Annotated in this window: 18 protein-coding genes, 1 tRNA gene, 1 pseudogene and 1 CRISPR repeat array; of the genes and pseudogenes, 18 read left to right on the top strand and 2 right to left on the bottom strand. The window is 36.1% G+C overall.

Annotated features, from left to right (window positions below; genetic code table 11):
• The first annotated feature begins 111 nt into the window (after positions 1-111).
• The 18 genes from EHW90_RS06365 (at position 112) to EHW90_RS06280 (ending at position 20,287) form a co-directional block, all read left to right on the top strand.
• A complete protein-coding gene (locus EHW90_RS06365; protein ID WP_124952044.1) occupies positions 112-1,122 on the top strand; it encodes an asparaginase in 1,011 nt (336 codons plus the stop codon).
• An 84-nt stretch (positions 1,123-1,206) separates the two neighbouring features.
• Positions 1,207-2,475, top strand: coding sequence for a CAP domain-containing protein (locus EHW90_RS06360; protein ID WP_124952043.1), 1,269 nt, complete (start codon positions 1,207-1,209; stop codon positions 2,473-2,475).
• 259 nt (positions 2,476-2,734) lie between these two features.
• Positions 2,735-3,232 (top strand): translation initiation factor IF-3, encoded by a 498-nt coding sequence (gene infC, locus EHW90_RS06355; RefSeq protein WP_009445969.1) that lies wholly within the window; start codon positions 2,735-2,737, stop codon positions 3,230-3,232.
• Between the two features lie 28 nt (positions 3,233-3,260).
• On the top strand, positions 3,261-3,458 hold the full coding sequence (gene rpmI, locus EHW90_RS06350; RefSeq protein WP_002603682.1) for a 50S ribosomal protein L35: 198 nt from the start codon (positions 3,261-3,263) through the stop codon (positions 3,456-3,458).
• Positions 3,459-3,485: 27 nt separating this feature from the next.
• A complete protein-coding gene (gene rplT / locus EHW90_RS06345; protein WP_009445971.1) occupies positions 3,486-3,842 on the top strand; it encodes a 50S ribosomal protein L20 in 357 nt (118 codons plus the stop codon).
• Between the two features lie 54 nt (positions 3,843-3,896).
• A tRNA-Leu gene (locus EHW90_RS06340) sits at positions 3,897-3,980 on the top strand.
• Between the two features lie 91 nt (positions 3,981-4,071).
• Entirely contained in the window at positions 4,072-5,817 is a 1,746-nt protein-coding gene (locus tag EHW90_RS06335; protein ID WP_124952042.1) for an ABC transporter ATP-binding protein, read from the top strand.
• On the top strand, positions 5,817-7,715 hold the full coding sequence (locus EHW90_RS06330; protein WP_124952041.1) for an ABC transporter ATP-binding protein: 1,899 nt from the start codon (positions 5,817-5,819) through the stop codon (positions 7,713-7,715). Before EHW90_RS06335 ends, EHW90_RS06330 begins: the two co-directional genes overlap by 1 nt.
• A 213-nt stretch (positions 7,716-7,928) precedes the next feature.
• On the top strand, positions 7,929-8,870 hold the full coding sequence (locus tag EHW90_RS06325) for a CAP domain-containing protein (protein WP_124952040.1): 942 nt from the start codon (positions 7,929-7,931) through the stop codon (positions 8,868-8,870).
• Positions 8,871-9,200: 330 nt separating this feature from the next.
• Entirely contained in the window at positions 9,201-9,557 is a 357-nt protein-coding gene (locus EHW90_RS06320) for a hypothetical protein (RefSeq protein WP_124952039.1), read from the top strand.
• 24 nt (positions 9,558-9,581) lie between these two features.
• Positions 9,582-10,322 carry a CRISPR-associated endoribonuclease Cas6 gene (cas6, locus tag EHW90_RS06315; RefSeq protein ID WP_124952038.1) on the top strand — a complete coding sequence of 247 codons (741 nt, stop codon included), beginning with the start codon at positions 9,582-9,584 and terminating at the stop codon, positions 10,320-10,322.
• A gap of 39 nt (positions 10,323-10,361) precedes the next feature.
• The gene (locus EHW90_RS06310; RefSeq protein WP_124952037.1) at positions 10,362-12,086 is read left to right on the top strand and encodes a hypothetical protein; all 1,725 of its coding nucleotides are present in this window, start codon (positions 10,362-10,364) and stop codon (positions 12,084-12,086) included.
• Positions 12,076-14,367, top strand: coding sequence for an RAMP superfamily CRISPR-associated protein (locus tag EHW90_RS06305; protein WP_243113927.1), 2,292 nt, complete (start codon positions 12,076-12,078; stop codon positions 14,365-14,367). Before EHW90_RS06310 ends, EHW90_RS06305 begins: the two co-directional genes overlap by 11 nt.
• A 13-nt stretch (positions 14,368-14,380) precedes the next feature.
• Entirely contained in the window at positions 14,381-15,862 is a 1,482-nt protein-coding gene (locus tag EHW90_RS06300; RefSeq protein ID WP_124952035.1) for an RAMP superfamily CRISPR-associated protein, read from the top strand.
• Positions 15,837-16,373 (top strand): type III-D CRISPR-associated protein Csx19, encoded by a 537-nt coding sequence (gene csx19 / locus EHW90_RS06295; protein ID WP_124952034.1) that lies wholly within the window; start codon positions 15,837-15,839, stop codon positions 16,371-16,373. The genes EHW90_RS06300 and csx19 overlap by 26 nt, the downstream gene beginning before the upstream one ends.
• A 2-nt stretch (positions 16,374-16,375) precedes the next feature.
• Positions 16,376-18,364: a TIGR03986 family type III CRISPR-associated RAMP protein gene (locus tag EHW90_RS06290; protein ID WP_124952033.1), complete on the top strand. Its 1,989-nt coding sequence runs from the start codon at positions 16,376-16,378 to the stop codon at positions 18,362-18,364.
• Positions 18,365-18,393: 29 nt separating this feature from the next.
• On the top strand, positions 18,394-19,965 hold the full coding sequence (locus EHW90_RS06285) for a TM1812 family CRISPR-associated protein (protein ID WP_243113926.1): 1,572 nt from the start codon (positions 18,394-18,396) through the stop codon (positions 19,963-19,965).
• A 16-nt stretch (positions 19,966-19,981) separates the two neighbouring features.
• Positions 19,982-20,287: a type II toxin-antitoxin system RelB/DinJ family antitoxin gene (locus tag EHW90_RS06280; protein ID WP_124952649.1), complete on the top strand. Its 306-nt coding sequence runs from the start codon at positions 19,982-19,984 to the stop codon at positions 20,285-20,287.
• A 94-nt stretch (positions 20,288-20,381) separates the two neighbouring features.
• Positions 20,382-20,674: a CRISPR direct-repeat array (repeat unit 30 nt; unit sequence GTTTCCATTCCTTATAGGTAAGGTACTCAC).
• A 194-nt stretch (positions 20,675-20,868) separates the two neighbouring features.
• On the opposite strand, the gene EHW90_RS06275 is transcribed toward EHW90_RS06280, so the two are convergent.
• Both EHW90_RS06275 and EHW90_RS13795 read right to left on the bottom strand, forming a co-directional pair.
• Positions 20,869-21,279, bottom strand: a complete 411-nt coding sequence (locus EHW90_RS06275) for a PaaI family thioesterase (RefSeq protein ID WP_124952032.1) — start codon at positions 21,277-21,279, stop codon at positions 20,869-20,871.
• A 155-nt stretch (positions 21,280-21,434) separates the two neighbouring features.
• Positions 21,435-22,035, bottom strand: a pseudogene (locus tag EHW90_RS13795) (IS1634 family transposase); the annotation flags it as partial.

Genomic DNA, 22,035 nt, shown 5'->3' with positions numbered 1-22,035 from the left:
AAATTATTGCCCATGGCGTCCCGAGAAATCGGGGCGTCATTTTTTTGTAATCAATAATACTTGTTTTTTTAGCTGTTTGACTGTATTCTTATATACTGACAAGGAGAGAATATGAAGAAAATTTTAGTGATTGGAACCGGCGGTACTATTGCGTCAAAGCAGATGGGAGAAGGACTTTCTCCGGCACTTAGCGCACCGGAGATTTTGACATATGTACCTGAGGTGGAAAAGCTTTGTGAAATAGATGTGCTTCAAATCTGCAATATCGATTCGACAAATATTACACCTAAGATTTGGATAGATATTGCAGGCACAATAAAGAAAAATTATGATTTTTATGACGGGTTTGTGATATTGCACGGAACGGACACAATGGCGTACACATCGGCGGCACTAAGCTATATGATACAAAATTCAAGAAAACCTATAGTTATAACGGGAGCACAAAAGCCGATAAATATAGACGGTACTGATGCAAAGGTCAATTTAAGAGACAGTATACTCTACGCCTGTGACGATTACTCCCAAAATATAGTATTGGTATTTGACGGGAATGTTATCGCCGGTACAAGGGCAAAGAAGATGATGGCAAGATCTTTTAACGCATTTCACAGTGTGAACTTTCCTATACTTGCAAGAATACAGGAAAAACATATCATAAGGTATATTCCTTACATACCTATGAGAGAGAGGGTGAGGTTTTTCCTTGATCTTAATGATTCGGTATGTGTACTTAAGGTGATTCCCGGAATGAGGGAAGGGATGCTTGAGTACCTTTTTGAAAACTATGACTGTATCGTAATAGAAAGTTTCGGAGTGGGCGGTATCCCCGACAATGTACTTGAAAAGTTTTATGCGGAGATGGAAAAGTGGCAAAAGATGGGTAAGTTTATTGTGATGGCGACTCAGGTGGTCAACGAGGGTTCCAACATGGAAATTTATCAGGTAGGACAAAAAGTAAAGAAGGATTTTAATCTTATTGAAGCCTATGACATGACACTTGAAGCTACCATTACAAAGATGATGGTATTACTGAAAAGATACACATCTTATTCTGATCTTAGAAGAGCATTTTATACAGAAATAAATTATGATATACTGTGCGCCTTTGAAACAATATAATAGTATACATAATCTTTCTATTGTGTATAGATGTAAAGATGTGTTAATATATTCTTATAAATTACGAAAGATTTGGAGTTGGCTATGAGTTTGAGCAAGAAGATCTTGGGGCTTATTTTAGTTTTATTGACAAGTTGTTTTTTGTCGTTAATCGCACTGGCGGATCCTTTGGTACAGGGTTGGCAAAAAGATGAAAGAGGATGGTGGTATGTGCAGGTTGACGGTTCATACCCAAGTGATTCTTGGAAAAGTTTGGACAACAAGTGGTATTATTTTGATGACAACGGATATATGGTAGAGGATTCATGGGTGGACAATTACTACGTCGGCTCTGACGGAGCTATGCTTGTCAGTTCAAGGACTCCTGACGGACAGTATGTGCGTGAAAACGGAGAAAAAATAGAGGAGTCAAAATCCGCCAATCAAAAGAGTATTGTAAGCAATATACAAAAGCCTGCCGACGATGAAGATGAACTTAAAAATTTGGTAGGTCCGGGAGTGGAGACTGACAATACTGAAAGTACACAGGCACAAACTTCGGATACAAGTAGTATTGATAATAACGACTCACACAACGGTCATGTGGCCGCTACAGAAAACAATATAGGACCTGTTGCGGATACGGACAAGGTTTTAGAGAATATTTCACCTGACAGTGATGATCAAAGCGGTAAACAGCCTGAGAATAATGAACAAAATACAAGCACACAGTCAAATCAGGTAGTACCTGCCGGTGGAGTTGTTACAGATCCTATGACCACAGTTATATCAAATGACAATACAGGCGAGCAGGATGAAAGAACAAAGGTGGTAAACGAACTTAAAAAGCTTTCATTAAGCGATGAGGAAGCCAATCTTTATTATCTTATAAATGAATACAGGGAAAGCCTCGGTCTGTCCAAGTTGTCGTTTTCAAAATCTTTGACAACTGTTGCCAGAGCCCATGTAGAGGATTCTCATGACTACACTCCAAGGCTTCAGCTTGATGAGAGAGGTATACAGGGAAATTTACACAGCTGGTCACATTTCGGCAATTGGAGCGGCGGAGCATATACTCCGGATCACGCACACGCAGAAATAATGTGGGATAAGCCCGGTGAACTTACAGATTATAAAGGAAGCGGATATGAGATTTCCGTATATCACAGTATAGGTATCGACCCACAGCTTGCACTTGATCTTTGGAAGAGTTCACCGGGACATAATGCAGTTATTATCGGAGAAGGTGAATGGTCGTTTATAAAGACTGTAGGTGTGGCAATGGATAAGAACTATTCACATGTATGGTTTGGCGGTGACAAGGACCCGGCAGGCTATTACGATGTGGAAGGATATGAAGTAGTTCATCCATAAGAAAAATGTAATAAAAAAGTAAGAAAAGGCTATTGACTGCCGACTTTAGAAATGGTAGAATAACAAACGTTGAAAGAAAGCAGGTTCGCCTCACCAAGCACAATTGCGTGACTATGGTCTATAACGTTTGTTTATATCTGATAGATTGTGAATATATTTGTCGGATACAAGGTTATGATTATTTTTATGGGCGGATGGTTTTCTATCTGCCTTTTTATATTGGTAAAGAAAATGGAGGTATAAAGACATTAGCGAACAATTGATTAACGAACAGATAAAAGCTAAAGAGGTTCGTCTTATTTCATCAGAGGGTGAACAATTAGGTATAGTTTCAATAAACGAAGCAAGAGATAAAGCAGAGGAAGCAGGTTTGGATTTGGTTCTTATTGCACCAACGGCAAAACCCCCTGTTTGTAAAATTATTGATTATGGTAAATTCAGATATGAGCTTGCCAGAAAAGATAAGGAAGCAAAGAAAAAGCAAAAGACAATAGAAATAAAAGAGGTTCGTTTATCGCCGAATATTGACACTAATGATCTTAATACAAAAGTCGGTTCTGCCAGAAAATTCTTGGAGAAAGGAAACAAAGTTAAAGTTACTCTAAGATTCAGAGGTAGAGAGATGGCAAGAATGTTCAAGTCAAAGTATATTTTGGATGATTTTGCCGAGGCTCTTTCAGATGTGGCGACAATCGACAAACCTTCTAAGGCGGAAGGAAGAAGTTTGGTAATGTTTTTATCAGCAAAGAAGGCTTAAAGATATTGTAATAAAAGGAGGATTCATTATGCCAAAGCTAAAGACAAGTAGAGCAGCAGCAAAGCGTTTTAAGAAAACAGGAACAGGTAAGCTTGTAAGAAACAAAGCTTATAAGTCACATATCTTAACTAAGAAGTCAACAAAGAGAAAAAGAAATCTTAGAAAAGATATCGTAACAGATGCAACAAATGCAAAGGTTATGAAGAAAATTTTACCATATCTATAAGTTGACGAAGGGTTAGGAGGTTTTTAAATGGCAAGAGTTAAAGGTGCTTTAAATGCAAAGAAAAGACATAATAGAGTTTTAAAACTTGCAAAGGGATATAGAGGAGCTCGTTCAAAGCAGTACAGAATTGCAAAGCAGTCTGTAATGAGAGCTTTGGCAAGTGCTTACGCAGGTAGAAAAGAGAGAAAGAGACAGTTCAGACAGCTTTGGATCGCAAGAATCAATGCTGCAGCAAGAATGAACGGACTTTCATACTCAAAGCTTATGCACGGACTTAAGGTTGCAGGCGTTGATATGAACAGAAAGATCCTTGCAGATGTAGCTGTAAACGATCCTGCAGGTTTTACAAAGTTAGCTGAAGTTGCTAAGTCAAAGCTTGCATAATTTTAAATATTGTATTATACTTACCACGTGAGTTTCTCTCGCGTGGTGTTATAAGCAGAAATGGCGGAATTGGCAGACGCGCACGGTTCAGGTCCGTGTGATAGCAATATCATGAGGGTTCAAGTCCCTTTTTCTGCATGAAATGTATCTTTATATTGATAGGTATTACATTTTTTAAAAAGATTGTACATTTTGTGCAATTTTTTTTTTATTCAAGAAAGGAGAAAATATGTTAAAGGAATTGGCAAAACATATAAAAGAATTCAAGACCGCTTCCTTGCTCACAGTTGTGTTTATATTGGGTGAAGTGGTATTTGAACTTTTAATACCATATATGATGACCTTTATAATTGACAGGGGTGTCATGAAGGGAGATTACGGTGCGGTAGTAAAATACGGTTCCGTGATGATAGGACTTGCAATATTGGGACTGCTTTGCGGAGTGGCTGCCGGATTATTTGCCGCAAAGGCCTCATCAGGTTTTGCAAGAAATTTGCGTGAAGCGATGTTTAGAAATATTCAAAATTTTTCATTTTCAAATATTGACAATTTCTCGACAGCAAGTCTTGTAACCAGACTTACTACAGATATCACAAATATCCAAAATGCTTATCAGATGGTACTTAGAATGCTTATGAGAGCACCGGCAACTCTTGTATTTGCACTTATAATGACGGTAACCATATCCGGAAGAATGTCAATTATATTCTTTATTGCAACATTTTTCCTTTCTTTGGCACTGATCATCATAATGACAAGTGCCGTAAGACTTTTCAATCAGGTTTTTGAAAAGTACGATGCACTTAATGCAAATGTACAGGAAAATATCTCAGGAATAAGAGTTGTAAAGTCATATGTACAGGAGGACAGAGAAATATCCAAGTTTGAGGTTGCCGTTACAAATATCTATAGGCTTTTTGTAAAGGCTGAATCAAGGATAGTACTTAATAACCCTCTTATGATACTTACGGTATATGCCTGTATAATAGCGCTTTCATGGTTCGGTGCAAGCCAAATTACCTCAGGAAGCTTGACAACAGGTGCACTTACATCACTGTTTTCATATGTAATGAGCATACTTATATCACTTATGATGCTTTCATTCACAGTTGTAATGATTACAATGTCTGAGGCAAGTGCAAAAAGAATTGCAGAGGTTTTAAAAGAAAAAAGCGATATAACTTCAAAGGAAAATGCCTGCAAAACAGTAGCAGACGGAAGCATAGACTTTGACAATGTGAGCTTTTCTTATAAGGCCGGTATGGGTAAACCTGTACTTTCAGATATAAATATACATATAGCTTCAGGACAGACTATAGGAATACTGGGCGGAACAGGAAGTTCAAAGACATCCTTTATAAATTTGATACCGAGACTTTATGATGCAACAGCCGGAAGCGTATATATAGGCGGCAAGAATGTAAAGGACTACGATCTGAAAGCACTTAGAGACGCGGTAAGTGTAGTTTTACAAAAGAATGAGTTGTTTTCAGATACAATACTTGAAAATCTTCGTTGGGGTAATGAAAATGCCACATTGGATGAGGTAAAGAGAGCCTGTGAACTGGCTTGTGCGGATGAGTTCATAGAGAGAATGCCTGAAAAATATGATACATGGATAGAGCGTGGCGGTGCAAACGTTTCAGGCGGTCAAAAGCAAAGACTATGTATTGCCAGAGCTCTTTTAAAGAATCCCAAGGTGCTTATACTTGACGACTCCACATCAGCTGTAGATACGGCTACGGATGCCAAGATAAGAAGAGCATTTAGAGAAGAGATACCTGATATAACAAAGATTATTATTTCACAAAGAATATCCTCTATAAAGGATGCTGATAAGATAATTGTACTTGAAAAAGGTCAGGTAGTCGGATTTGATACTCATGAGAAACTGCTTGAGACAAATGAGATATACAGGTCCACAGCAAATGCACAGGCGGAAGGCAATGCAGATTTTGATAAGGTAGGTGCATAATGTCGGAAATAAACAGAGAAAAGGGTGGAATAAGCCAGACTGTACAGGTGGTTGCAAGTAAGAGCATGAAGCGTGTAATTTCACTTGTAATGAAGAATTATACAAAGAGTATTATTGCGGTATTTATTTGTATTATTATTTCCGCGATAGTAAGCTCTATAAGCGCTTCTTCCATGCAACAGATTATAGATAATTATATAACTCCGCTTACAAAGGAGACAAATCCTGATTTTACTCCTCTTGCAAAAGAGCTGTTAAGACTTATTTGCATATTCTTGTTAGGTGTGGTTGCAAACTATACCTACAACAGGATAATGGTAAATGTAGGACAGGGTACCATGAGAGTGATAAGAAGAAATCTTTTTGCACATATGGAAAAACTTCCTATCAGATACTTTGATACACATTCACATGGTGATATCATGTCGATATACACCAATGATACGGATACGCTTCGTCAGTTTATAGGTATATCGTTCCCACAGCTTGTGGAAGCACTGTTTTCACTTGTGGCGGTATTTATCACCATGGTTATTCTAAGTCCGATAATGACTGTAGTGTCGGTTATAATGATTTTTATTTCCGTACAGGCTTCAGGTAAGGCTGCAGGTCTTTCAGGAAAGTATTTCGGCATACAGCAAAGTACTTTAGGTAAGGTAAACGGATATATAGAAGAGATGATCAGCGGTCAGAAGGTCGTTAAGGTGTTCAACCATGAAGAGAAGAACATAGAGGGATTTGTAAAGATAAATAATGACTTATATGATGCGTCTACAAAGGCAAACGGTTTTGCAAATATACTTATGCCTATAGTTGCTCAGATAGGCAACCTAAGCTATGTTGTAATAGCTGTCGTTGGCGGATACTTTGCAATAAGCGGACATATGGGAGTTACTGTAGGTACTATTGCCGCATTCCTTTCACTTGTAAAAGCTTTTAACAGACCTTTTATGACTGTATCACAGCAGCTTAATGCCGTAGTTATGGCTGCAGCCGGCAGTAAGAGAGTATTTGACCTTATGGACGAGCCTGTGGAAGGTGACGAGGGCTATGTTACTTTGGTAAATGCCAAGGAAGACAAAAACGGAAATATCTCTGAATCTGATGAGAGAACCGGCATATGGGCATGGAAGCATAAACACAGTGACGGAAGCTTAATCTATACAAAACTTGAGGGAAATATAGATTTTGAGGATGTGGACTTCGGCTATGTTCCGAATAAGATAGTGCTTCATGATATAAATCTTTATGCAAATAAGGGACAAAAGATTGCGTTTGTAGGTTCTACAGGTGCCGGAAAAACAACTATCACCAATCTTATAAACAGATTCTATGATATTCAAAGCGGCAAGATCAGATATGACGGCATCAATATAGAAAAGATTAAAAAGGACGATTTGAGAAGATCTCTGGGAGTTGTACTTCAGGAGACCAACCTTTTCTCGGATACCGTTATGGAAAATATCAGATACGGGCGTCCTGACGCTACAGATGAGGAGTGCAGAGCGGCTGCAAGACTTGCCAATGCGGACGGCTTTATAGAAAGACTTCCGGACGGGTACAATACATTTTTACATGAGGGAGGCGCCAATCTTTCACAGGGTCAAAAACAGCTCCTCTCGATTGCAAGAGCGGCTTTGGCTGACCCGCCTGTACTTATACTTGATGAGGCTACATCATCAATTGATACAAGAACGGAACAGCTTGTTCAAAGCGGTATGGATTCACTTATGGTGGGAAGAACAACATTTGTTATAGCACACAGGCTCTCAACAATCAAAAACTCGGATGTAATAATGGTTTTGGAGCAGGGCAGAATAATAGAGCGCGGTTCACATGAAAGTCTTTTGGAACAAAAGGGGAGATATTATCAGCTATATACAGGAAAAGCGGTATAATTTTTGGATGTCGGGTATTTGTCCGACATCTTTTTAATATATTTTCAGTAAGGAGTAGGAGGGATAAATGGCATGATGAAGGGTGCATATATGGAATAAAGTCACAGACTTTATCGTAACCGTCTTTACATTTTTATTTAACAGTTTTAAAATACATCTATGGCATTATATGTGTCGTAGATGTTTTTTTGTAGAGTAAAAGGAGAAAATGTTATGAGAAAGGGTGTTTTATTTGCATCGGCGCTGTTGGCCGGAACTGTGGCTATGACGGTACCTGCTTTTGCAAGTGTAGGAAGCTGGCAGAGAAACGGGATAGGTTGGTGGTTTGAATATTCCGACGGTTCCTATGTACAGTCATCATGGATTGATATAAATAATACTTGGTATTACATGGGTGCTTCAGGGTATATGCAAACAGGTTGGCTAAATTATGGCGGCGGTTGGTATTATTTGGACGCTGTAAACGGAAATATGCGTGTCGGTTGGATCTCACTTAATAATGTATGGTATTATTTGAATCCTTCAAACGGCGGTCGTATGGATGCGAATACATATACACCTGACGGATACTATGTAGACAGTACCGGTGCATATCAGCCGAATATAGAATACACTAATTCATCGTATAAAAGAAATAATAACGCAGGTAATAATTCAAATACATACACATATACCTATAATTATTCGGATAACAGCGGTACTGGTAATAATAATTCGAACAATAGCGGTTTTGATTGGTCAAAGCTGTATTCCGATGAAAAACCTAAGCAAATATCAACAGACGAGTATGAGGATAAGGTTATAGAACTTGTCAACGCGGAGAGAGCAAAGCGCGGTGTTCCGCCATTAAAGAAGGATGACAGCTTGATGGATACAGCTCACTTGCGTGCCAATGAGCTTGCGGAGTTGTTCTCACATGACAGACCTGACGGTTCGGATTGTTTTTCAGCTTTTCCAAGCGGATATAATCATTGGGGAGAAAATATTGCAGAAGGACAAAAAGATCCTGCAGCTGTTATGGATTCATGGATGCATTCGGAAGGACATAAGAAAAATATTCTCAATAAGGACTTTGATTCTATAGGAGTAGGATGCTACAACAATAACGGTACTCTTGAGTGGGTACAAAACTTCGGCAGAAAGTCTGGATATTAGAGTTTAAAAATAAACATATTGACATTTCCATAAATAAAACTTACGATATTGTTTAGATATATTTAATTATTTACCAATCAATATAAAGTTTGTACCGTTATATTATCAGCTATATAACAAAGACAGTACTATGATAAAGCTTAATTATTGGTAATGATAACTTTATTTAATATAAAAAGTACCTTCGAAAATGGATAAGCCAAAACAGTAAGAGGGATATTATATTAAATACTATACAAAGCACAAAATTGAAAATCTGATTTTAATATCCGGCATACTTGGTGCCGGATATTTTTATGGAAAAATTATATCAAATAAAAGGAGTAAGTCATGATTAACTTTACCAATCATCCATATGATATGTGGGACGAAAAACAAAAAAAAGCAGCAAGTATTTATGGAGATATCAAGGAGATTCCTTTTCCTCCTGTAGATCCGGCGTATACGGAAGAACAATTGGATGCCATGGCAAGTGAATATAAAGAAAAAATATTAGCGCTTAATGACAAGGTAGTACTTTTACAAGGAGAGTTTACTTTATCATTCAGATTGGTAACTCTGTTAAAAAATGAAGGTATAGATCTAGTTGCAGCTTGCAGTAAACGCAATGTCAAAGAGTGGAAAGATGATGAAGGAAAATATCATAAAGAGATGCTTTTTGAATTTGTACAGTTTAGAAGATATTAAAAAAGAGCTTATAAAGGAGCAGACATGGAATTTAAACTATATTTTCAGATAGAGGATAAGCTTGCGTTACCTATTTCATATCATCATATTCTACAGGGATTTATTTATAAAAGACTCTCTGAATATCCTGAATTCTCAGATTTTCTGCATAATAAAGGATTTCAAACCGAAGGACAAAGTTTCAAACTCTTTGTATTCAGCTTGTTGAATGGTCATTTTCAAGTGTCGGGTTCTAAAATAATGTTTGACAATGTTATAGAGTGGGAAATAAGAAGTCCTGTTCCTTTTTTCTGCGAGGTACTTGCGCAGGCATTGGAAAATGAAGAAGTATTTGAACTGGCAGGACAGAGAATTTTTCTGATTCGATATGAGGTTACTAATACCAAGATATTGGATGAAGAGTTGGAAATCAGAATGCTGTCACCTGTTTGTGTAGATATTGCATATCGGGAAGGTGAGAAAACAAAAACAAATTATCTTGAACCGACAGATCCGTACTTTAATTACTACTTAACAAAGAACTTTCAAAGAAAATTTAAAGCTGTAGTAGGAAAAAAGAACAGTACAGGAATCTTCTTACTTCCACATAAGGATTTTAACATAGCAAGAAATAAATATGTAACAAAGTTCGGAGGTGAAATATTTATAACGGCTTGGAAGGGAAGTTTTACGTTAAAGTCGGATATAGAAAGCTTGCAGTTTTTATATGATACAGGTTTGGGCTCAAGGAATTCTCAAGGATTCGGGATGTTTGAACAGATCTGATACCAAAGTCTTAAAAGTGATATTGTTAAAGGAGAAGCTATGGCTGAAAAAGATTATGTCCTTTGTATGTATGATATACGAGGAAAACAGGAATTTATTTATAAGAGTTCAAAGTTAAAGGAGATTGTTGGAGCATCTTTAATAATCAGAGATTTGTTTAAAGATTACTTATATGATGCCGCAAAGGTATATAGAGATTGTATAAATGAAGAATTTAAAGGTAGTGATGCTGTTTTTAGGTATGATCCGAATGAAGATAAACTTAAGAAATTCAGCTTCAAGGAATTTGAAGAGAGAATGAACGGTAATCAGTATATAGGTGAGATTGTCTATGACGGAGGTGGAAACTTTTTGATGCTTTATAAGAATGAAGAAGCAATGAAAAAGACCACAGAGATTTTTACAAAGAAAATACTTAAAGAGATAGGAACTTTAAGAGTAGTTGCCACATATATCGGAAACATTAGAGAAGATAACTACCATAGTGATGATTCCAAGAATCCGGGAGATTATGAGAGGCTGTATCAAAGGCACAGATTTCGTGAAAGCACTGCACTTTGTACACAGCCATATGGAAGTTTGCCTATAGTACAGACATCTCCGGTATCATCAATGCCTTTGACTTATATGTATGATCATGCACCGAAAGATATCAGTGCTTCAGGAAAGTCATATTTTAAATGTTCTACAGAGACAAATGCCAAGCTGAAAAAATATTGGGAAGAAGCCGGGAAGCATAGTGATGAGATGGGTGAGACGATATTAGACAATATCGTGGCCGAGACAAAGGGTGAAGACAGCATGTTGGCAATATTTTATATTGACGGAAATGCTATGGGTGCCAAGGTACAGGCATGCTTAAATGGAAAGAAAAATTATGACGACTGCGTAAATTTACTTAGAGAATTTTCCAAGAAAATACAGAAAACTTTTATTGATGACAGAAAGAAGGATATGTTAAAAGAAGATGAGAAGCAGTCCTCAGATAAAAAACATTTTAGAAGCAGAATCCTAATCGGAGCCGGAGATGAGATGACTATCATATGTAGAGCCGATGAATCTTATGAGATTATAAAAGAATATCTTTCAAAGATACCTTCACCATATTCATCATGTGCCGGAGCGGCTATTTTCCACAGTCATACACCATTCTCAGATGCATACCGTATTGCTGAGCAGTGCTGTGAGGATACCTGCAAAAATTATATGAAGGAAAATGGCTTGACATTGGCCAATCTTATGGACTTTGAGTACTGTCAAGGCGGAATAGGCTTTAAGTTAAGTGATATTCGCAAAGAAAATGGAGATGATGATAATTCAAGACCTTGGTTGGTGGAAAGTAATATTGAAGAAAAGACATCATATCACTATAAACCTGTAAAAAATAAAAACTTGCCGCCTTGGGAAAAAGGAAAAGCAACAGAAGAGGCTGATAATAAAAAAATAATAGAAAAGCTGAAAGGGGATAATCTCCTTACATTGGGAGATGTTGAAGATTTCCATACAAAGCTTTCACTTCTTGGCAGAAGCAATATTAAAGGTTTGGCAATCCCCGTATCGCTTTCGGAATCAGCACTAAGAACAGAGCTTAGACGAATTATAGCTCATATGTCCAAAGATAAAAAGGAAAGCATGGGATTTAAATCAGATATTGAGAGTGTTGAGTATTTTATAAATAATAAGAAACTCCTAAAGGATCTTGTACGTATGTATGATACAGGATATGGAAAGGCAAAAGAAGAGGAAGAAGAAAATGCAGAATAAAAAACAAGGTGAAATACATATTACACTGTACTCGGATCTATGTTCGGGAAACGGATATTCATACTATGGAACTATTGACTCCGAGGTAGAGCATGATGATCTTGGACTTCCTTTTATACCGGCAAGAAGACTGAAGGGGTGTTTAAGAGAATGTGCAAAACTTTTAAGTGACTCGGGATTGTGGGAAGAATCTACAGATCCTTTAAATTATCTGTTTGGAGTAAGCGGCGATGATTCTACAAAGGGTATCAAAATTGAGAATGCGTATATATCAGGATATGAACAGATAAAGGTGGGTCTGAAACTTCTACAAGAAAATAAAAAAATTAAAAAATATATATCACCTTATGAAGTACTGGATCTTTTTTCCGATGTGAAGGCGCAAACAAGGATGGAAAACGGTGTTGCGGATGACAATTCACTTAGATTTACAAGAATCATCCATCAATTTTCACCTTTTGATAAAGAAAACAGACTTGAGTTCATTGCAAAGGTAGAATACCCGGATGGTCAAGAAGATAAATTAAAACAGATATGTAAGTCACTTCGTCATATAGGTATGAATAGAAATCGTGGACTTGGATGTGTAAAATGCGAGTTTAAGGCAGAGGATAAAGCAGCCGATACAAAAGATAATATTAAAATTGTTGAAAATGTAGAAATAAATAAAGATTTAAATCAAAAACTTAATATTACTGTATTTTTTGAAAATCTTGGGCCATTGATAATCAGTGGAGATGATAAAAATACTACACTTAAGTATATTTCCGGTAAGTCTGTGTTGGGGACTTTGGCAGGAAGCTATCTTGGTATAGAGGGTAACAGTGCAGATGATGAAGAGTTTGTTCGTTTGTTTTTAAACGGAGATACCATATATTCTGATTTTAATATTTCAGATGGAAAACATAATTTTTATCCGGCACCTTCATTCATAAACAAGATGAAAAAAAGCAAGAAATATGTAAACAGCTTAAAATATTCAGAGAATCAAGGTTATAGCAGTGATGACTATAATCCTGCAAACGGAAATCAACCAAAGAAATTAAAAGGCAAATATATACACCTTGAAAAATTAAATAAGTCCGGTTCATTGAATATTTTAGATTGTGAGCCGAAGCAAAGGGTCATCTATCACCACAGAAGAGGTGATGATGCCCTGCTGTATTCACAGACTGCATTGAAAGAAGGACAAATCTTTGCAGGAAATATTATATGCGGCAGAAGGGATTATGAACTTATTTTGAACCTTTTAAGAAAGACAAATTTCAGTTTCGGAAAGTCAAAGACTGCGCAGTATGGAAAATGCCGTATTATATCGCTAAATACCGACATAATCAATGATTTTAATGTTAAAAAAGGCGAGCTGATATATGTTTCATTGGCTTCAAGAGGTATTTTTTCTGATGATTACGGATATACACAGGAGCCGAAGAAGGTATATAAAATTATAGGAGAGCAGCTTGGCTTATTAAATGAAAAAGCGGATGAAGATATTCAAATAGGAGAGACTGATTACCCGTTCTGTTCCATACAGCCTGCAATGATATATGGTTATTCGGGTGTTTGGAATCTTAGAAAAGCTCCTATTGCAGGAATAGAGTCAGGTTCTACATTTGTATATAAAGCAGAGAAAGATGTCGATATCAAAAATTATTATGTAGGCGAACGAAATTTAGAGGGCTTCGGGAAGGTCAGTATTTATAAAGGAGATGAACTTCCATACGAATTAAAAGTGGATAATGAAGATAATAAATCTACAAAAGCTGATAATGAGCTTTCTAATATTAATGATGAGGTCAAAGAGATATTAAAACAGAGCTTATATAAAGTACTTTACCAAAATATACTTGAAGATATGCTTGTAAAAATGGATAAAGACAATTCAAAGCTTATCATGTCTCCATCTACCATAGGGCGTGTGAATCTTATGGTAAAAGAGACTTTACCTGACAGTGAATCGGTTGCAAATGAGAAGTATATTGATTTTGCAAAACGTATTGTATCTATAAAGCGTGATACGGAAAGAAATGAGATCGGAAAAGTTGCAGAGAGATTCTTCGGGACAAAGCTACCTGATAAAAATGATTTAGGCAGTTTGGATATTAAAAAGATACTTGGAGCAAACACGGATAAGTATAATGAATCGGAAAAATGCAGAATATACAGCTTGTTATGCCAACTGACGGATGAGAAAAAAGTTAATTCACATATTCTTGGTTGGTGGGGTAACTTGATGCTTGAGTTGTTGGCAAATCAAAAGTATTTGAAAAAATTTAATTAGCAGGAGCAGTGAAATGGGGAAAATTATAAAAAAACATTATTTAAAAATAACCTTTCAACCGGACTCTCCTTTATGTATCGGCAGTGGAAGAAATGATATTACAGATCAGGATATTTTACGTGATGCAAGGGGGATTCCTTATATTCCTGGAAGTGCTGTAGCCGGAGTGCTTAGAGAAGCCTGTCAGGGGATTATGGATGAGAAGGCGTGGAAGTATTACTTTGGATATTCACCAACCAATACAGGAAATAAGTTCAATAGTGACGACGATATTATAGAGAGTAGAATCATATTTTATGATGCCACTTTAGTAGGAGATAATAAAGATAAGGACGGAAATCCTAAATACCGTATTTCTCAAAGGGACGGTGTTGCCCTAAATGAGTATAAAAGTGCAAAAAAACAGGCAAAATTTGACCGGGAAATTTTGGAAGGTGATTGTAAGTTTCAAACTTTTATAGAGATATCCGAGGAACAATCGGACATAAATGAAAAAGTAAAAGCTGATGAAGTGCTGACAAATATTGCAAAAATCTGGAAAGAAACGGATATCAGATTCGGTGCAAAGACTACCAGGGGATATGGCAAAATATGTGATGTAGAAATCATCAGAAGAAGCTTTGAACTTGTAAAAAATCCTGATAATGGTATAGAGGATTGGTTGGAATTCAATCTTTTTGATGACGAGTCATGGAAAGTTGGCGATTCATATGAAGATATGATAAAGACTCTAAATGAAGATAAAAAATGGACATTAAAAGATAATAATAAGCTTTCATTAAAACTAAGATTGGAAGGAGGACTTTCTATAAGAAGATACAGCACAGAATGCAGTGATGAGGAATCTTCTCCTGATCAAGAGCAGCTGACAACTGTAAAGTTTGATAAGAACGGATCGGAAGAGGTGGCGGTTATTCCCGGCACCACTTGGGCAGGAGCTATAGGCCATAGAATGGAAGAGCTGATTGATTGCAGTAAGGTCAAAAAATTTGAAAGAGGTAAAGATGATATTCAAACTTATTATTATTTCGGTACTGTAAACAGTAAAGTAAAAGAGAAGTCACTTATTTATTTTAATGAAAGCAAACTGACAGGTGGGCAGTTTAAAAAAATCTCAAGAAATGCTATCGACAGATTCCTTGGAAGTACTGCAGAAGGCGCATTGTTTACAGAGAAAATATATATAGGTGGGGAAACTACATTGGATATAAGTTTTGGAGATCCTTATAATACAGCTGTGGTATATTCGGATGATTTTATCAATGCTTTGGCGGCCACATTAACCGACCTCCATGAAGGATATTTGGCAGTCGGAGGAGCAACATCTGTGGGAAGAGGTATTTTTTCCATACTGGAAATAAACGGAGTAAAACTGAACGAAGGTAAGCTTGAGGGTGAAACAAACTCTGTAGTATTTGACAAGCTATATGAGACTTTGAAAGCATTGATTGGAAAAAAGGAGACAGAGGATGGAACACATACAGGTCAAAAATAATGATATAGAAAAAGTGTTAAATGAGATAAATGAAGACTTTCCTGATGCTACAGACGGTACATTCTTTGTTGCACAGTATACGGATAAATTTGATATAGGTATTTGGAATAAAGACATTATTAAAAACGTGAATAAGCTGCTGGAACTTCGTGTTTTTGACAAGAACAAAGAATGGAAGCTCTTTAGAAGTGATATAGGAAAAGATTTCAGTTATAGATGCCAGAAGGAAGATGACAACAAAGAAGAAGGCGTGGACTACTTTGATGAAGTACAGCTTCTTGACATTGATACAAGCAGGTCAAACAAAGCTCCCGGGGTAATGAATACAACAGCCGGCGGAAGTTATAATCTTCCAAAAGATATAGCGGATTTAGACAGAGCCGCAATAAGAATTCGTCATTATTTTGGAGTGGATAATGAATCAGGTCAGGCGTTTATAAGGGATTACCGCTTGGTTGACTTTGAAAGTGCTGATAAAAGGGACTATAGTAAGGATTTGAAAGGAGAATAAGGATGCCCGAATATAAAAATAAGTGGAATGGGAAAAATAACAAAATAAAATATAAGTATGAGAGCAGCGATAAAATTTTCTTTATAAATCCATATACTTTTTCAGAAGGAAGCAAAACAGTAAATAGAGAAGAACAGGAACAAGAGCTCGAAAGTCATACAGGAGTTTTTGTTTGTCGTATATATCCCAAAACTCCATTATTGATTCCGGATGTGTTGGAAAAAGAAGAGATAGAAGATAGAAAAGAAAAGAATACGAAAAACAGGGAGATAAAACATTTTTCATATCCTTTTTTTAAAGTTTGGGATAAGCCTGTGATACCCGGAAGCTCGATAAGAGGTCCTCTTCGCAGCATTTATGAGGCCTTGACAGATTCATGCTATTCTACTGCAAGAAGTGGGCAATATGTTACTGCAAGGACAAAGAGCCCTTTTTTGCCCGGATTACTGGTAAAAGAAAATGGAAAATGGGAATTATACTCAGCTACAAGATATTTGCTTCCTATAGAAGAATATGGTGCAAAACCGTTTGATAATGGGATAACAGTAAATTATAGTGATGTTATTGGTAATTATGGTGAAGCTGTTTACTTTAAAGGAGTAGTTAAGAATATTGAAAATAGGCAGGGAAAGAGAATACCTCAATATAGAGTACTTGGTACTTCAGCGGATGAAAAAGACGGATATATATTAGGTTACTACTGTATCGGCGAATATATTAATAGAAAAAAGTATGAAAGTATATTTGAAAAAAATAATGTAGAATCACAAGAATCTAAAGTTATTGAGAAGTGCTTTGAGCAATTAAAAGAAATACAGAAAAAATATATGGATGAGAAGACAAATCAAAAATTTGTCAGTTCTCGAAAACCTGGAGACAAAGATCAGCACAGTGGGTACACACAAGTAGACTTGAAGAGATTTGAAGAAGCAACTAATGCTGTACTTCCGATATGGTATAAGAAAAATAAAAGTGAAAATAAAAAAGTAAAGTACTATTTTTCTTTTGCCAATATTGGAAGATTTCGTTATGAAACATCAATAGATGAAATTTTGGGAACAAATGATGAAGGCAGAATGCCATGCCATGATGTGAAAAAACTTTGTAAAGCTTGTAGTTTATTTGGTATGGTAGGAGATGAGGAAGGTTTTGGTAGCCATATCCGTATCACTGATGCCATATTTGATGGTAATATTGATAAAGCAATTAAGAAATACAATCTTACTGAACTGCGTACACCACATCCTTCATATCTACCATTCTATGCAGATGTAAACGATTATTCTTTGGGATATGATGCGGCTGAATGCAATATAAAAGGAAGAAAATTTTATAGACATTTTATTCCTGATTACAAAGCCCTAAGAAGTTTGGACATTAAAAAAATCGACTCAAAAATGGAAGGCATTGATGAGGGAAGCTTTAAATTTAAAGTCTATTTTGAGAATCTGACACAGAGACAGTTGGATGAACTTGCTACTTTATTATGTTTGGGTGAAAATAAAGCGGACGGAAATTTTTGTTTTAAGCTTGGACATGGAAAACCGCTTGGATTTGGAAGTGCAAAGATTGTGATAGAAAGTCTTGAAGAAAGAATTTTCAATGATTGTATAGTTGATGAAAATGAAGAAACCCAAGAGCATTATAAGTATACGAAAAAAATACACAGTGATTTGGAGAAGTGGAATATTCATAAAGAAGAACTCTCTGATATGCAAAAATCAATAGAAGCCATGAGAAGTATATTAGATATAACTGTTTTTACTAATTTGGATGCAAATACAAAAGTAGCTTACCCATATGTGGTAGATAAACGAAAAGATAAGAGTCAGACTCCGGCAATAAATGACTTGGCTTCTTCAAAGTGGTTTTCTGAGAATTTAAAATTGGGAGGCAATAAACCTAAGTATATTTTAAACTCCGGTAGTACAGACATTAATGAGCAGAAATTACCTGTAATGGAACTTAAGGAAGATGAAAAGAGAAAGTAGGTAAAATATTATAAGAGGAGGAATATATTATGTCATCCACAATACTTATGGCTGTCAGCACATTTAACGGTAGAAACCACCCGAGAATGGAAATTGGAGATCAATTTCAAGGTATAGGAAACGACGGAAAAGATATTATTATTGAGGACTGCAAATCTCAAGGAGAAAGTATAGTACGTTATTTTTTGAAGCGAATGCCTCCTGAAGATGAGGTAAATATTATAATGCTTTGCAGCAGGAAAACCTTGGAAAAGGATGAAAAGAATGGAACAGACAACAATGGTAATATACACAGTGCAGTGTCTTACCTAAAAGAAAGAATTGATGAATCACCTGAAAAAGGAAAACATAAAATAAACTATCAGGTGATAAAATTATATAAGAATCAACTTCCAACTGAACATAGACTTCAGGAAGAGGATATAATTGATCCGTCTGTTCCTTTGATACCTGCATCTAAGGAAGAGGAATGTTATTTTCCGGATGATGAATTGGGAGCTATTGCAATGGCAGCAGAGTTTATACGCAGTCAAAAGAATCAGGAAAAAAGATCGTTCAGACTATATATTGATACTCATGGAGGACTAAGGGATGTAGTAATTGCTCTAGGTGCAGTTATCTCATTGTTATCAGTGGGAGAAGCAATAAGACCAAAGATGATAATGGGTATAAATATGGCTTCAGGCAGAATAGAAGACCAAAGTGCTGCTTTTAATATTTTCAGTTTTTTCTCAGGTATCAATGATTTTCTACACTTCGGTAATGCAGATGTATTATCGGAATACTTTGACAGTAAAAATGAGTTTTCATATCTAACCGGAGCGGATCCGGCTGTACAAAATACCGCAAGGCAAATCACAAAGCATATGCAAAAGATTTCATTAGGTGCGCAGATGTCCGACTCAAAACCGTTCCTTGAGGGATTAAAAGAACTTGGAGAAGAGTTTGAAGCCGGAGTAAGTGAAGACGGAAACAGTATATTAAAGGGTACATCATTGGGAATCTTTGAGCAAAAAATAAAAGATGAATACGGTGATCTGCTAAAAGACCCCAATATTTTGGACCTTATTATCTGGTGTGTAAACAGAGGATTGATTCAGCAGGCTCTTACATTTATAGAATCCATGCTTCCTTATTATTATCAAGATAAAGAAATATTATACTTTAATAGGGAAGAACTGAAAAATTTTGGAGAGGATGAATACAGTGCATTTAACAAATATTTGAATAAATTCAGGTTTGAAAATCAAGACAGAGGCAAGGAATTGGCTTTTTATGTATATCATTTGATAGAGGGAAGTAGAGAACCGAATGTAGAATGGAGAAATTTAACAAATCATGCTTTGCGCTATTATTATCCCGGAAGCAATAACCAAGGTGATAAGTTGGAAATAAAAAGCAGATATATTCACAATGATAGGATTGGAAATATAGTGTTAGATGATTTTAGAGCTAAAGTGGTTCCTCTGTTGCAAAGCCACCGCACTCTGAAAATAATCAGAAATGTGTTTAACCACGGAAATTCCAACTATAGAGTAAGTATGATTAACTTAAAAAATTTTATTGTAAATTATATTAAGAATTTGAAGAGGCTTGGATAATGGGAAGAGTGGAAATTTGAATAAGCAGGATTTAATACAGTTTAGGATTGACAGGGATTTAAAAATTGATGCTGAAGATATTTGTAATCAGCTGGGCATTGATTTATCAACTGTTCTCAGAATGTGTCTAAAACAAATGGTCATACAAAAAGGCATACCTTTTTCAGTACATTTATCAAATCATAGTTATTCAGATTCTGCAAAGGATATAAATTATTTGAAAAGTAAGGACATAGAGGATAACTGTGAGAAGGGATTTGGAATAGATATTAGAGGAATAAATGAAGAAGTAGACAGTATCAGAAAAGAAAATAAAATATAGACAATACAAAAAGGCGGTAGTATCAAAATGGTGCTACTGTTTTTTGTTGTTTAAAGGTAAGGTAGAGCCAACAGATATATCAAAATACCGGTTGGGGTGTATTCCTTATAGGTAAGGTACTCACGGAAACTTCAAGAGAAGGAATCTGATACTTATAATGTTTCCATTCCTTATAGGTAAGGTACTCACAAAATACCCTCATATCATAAGCAGATAGCAAAGGGCGAGTTTCCATTCCTTATAGGTAAGGTACTCACCAATCTAAAGCAAAAGGCAAAGAGGTGGAGAGAATAGTTTCCATTCCTTATAGGTAAGGTACTCACGTGAAACCTACACTTACTGAAGTGGAGGTAAAATGTTTCCATTCCTTATAGGTAAGGTACTCACAACTGCATTTAAGCCATAGTAATAGGTGAAAACCCTTGTTTTGACCTAAAACCATTGTATTACAGGATAAAAAGTCTGTCAATCTGTTTCTGAGAATGGCTTAAATGGGGCTTTTTATGATATTGTGATTGTATACAATCAGTGACAGACTTTTTCGTTAAATATAAAACATGAGCATATGGAGTTCATACATCTTATATCTCTATCGCTTTCCCCAGTGACATAAATGAAAATATACCGACCGCAAGCTCGACATCGTCCTGATCTTTTACAGATATGCTGTATACGGAGATTTTCTTTCCTTTCTTTATTTCGGTGGCTGTAGCGGAAAGTTCCTTAGTGTTTATTCCCGCACGCAGATAGTGGAAGTTGCCGTCTATTGTAGTAACATGTATTCCGTAGGAACTTGCGGCGGCACCGCCTGCTATGTCGGCGATGGTATAGAGGCAGCCTCCATGTATTGAGCCTATGGGATTTAAAAATTCTTTTGTGACTTTCATTGTGGCTTTGGCATAGCCGTTTGAAAGCTCGGTAAGCTCTATGCCGAGTAATTTTGCAAAGTTGTTGTTTATATTTCTAAATGATTTCAATTTTTCAAAATCCATGATTGATGCTCCTCTAATTTTATTCTAACGATTATATAACAAAATACATAATCCCGTCTTTGACAGTTTTGAAAGATAAAATACCCTTCAAACCCTTTGTTTTAGCGGCTTTGGAGGGTATTTACATTTCGTTTTGAAACTAAAAAAATAGTATTTTATTTTCCCTTACTTTGTTTTTTAATTGTTCTCATTTGACTTTTTGTTATAAATTCAAAATCTGTATTAAAATGACAAATCTCATGTAGCTTATCTGTAAGCTCCGTTCTTTTATATAGCGGTATAAAACCTTGCTCTTTTACATACGCAAAATTAAAATCCTTTAAGGTTTTTAGAATCTCTTCACATGTATATTTGTGTTCTAAAGCTTTCTCAAGATATCTGTAAATAATCAATGCTAAAAAACAAGTTAAGAAGTGAGCCGTAATTCTGTCAACTCTTTGTAAGTACACAGGCCTTGCCTCAAACTCGGTTTTCATAATTCTAAAGCACTCTTCGATTTGCCATCTCTTTTCACTTATACTTAGTATTTCACTTACATTATCGTCAAGTAGGTCTGTTGAGACAGCATACATACCGTCATACTTAGTTTCTTCATCTATTTTATCTGTATTAAGAAAGTTATGTACATTTGCCTTTTCTCCATCATCAGTCACCGCAAGGCTACTAATAAACCTGGCAGGGTCATTAGGATTTCGCCTTTCTTTTTTGATGCTACCTTTTTCAAGCATTAGCTTAGCTCTGTCAACTTGTTTTTCT

It is taken from the genome of Lachnoanaerobaculum orale, from assembly GCF_003862485.1.
Lineage (GTDB): Bacteria > Bacillota > Clostridia > Lachnospirales > Lachnospiraceae > Lachnoanaerobaculum > Lachnoanaerobaculum orale.
Note: the sequence above shows the minus strand (reverse complement) of the source record. Positions and strands in the feature narration are given on the sequence as shown.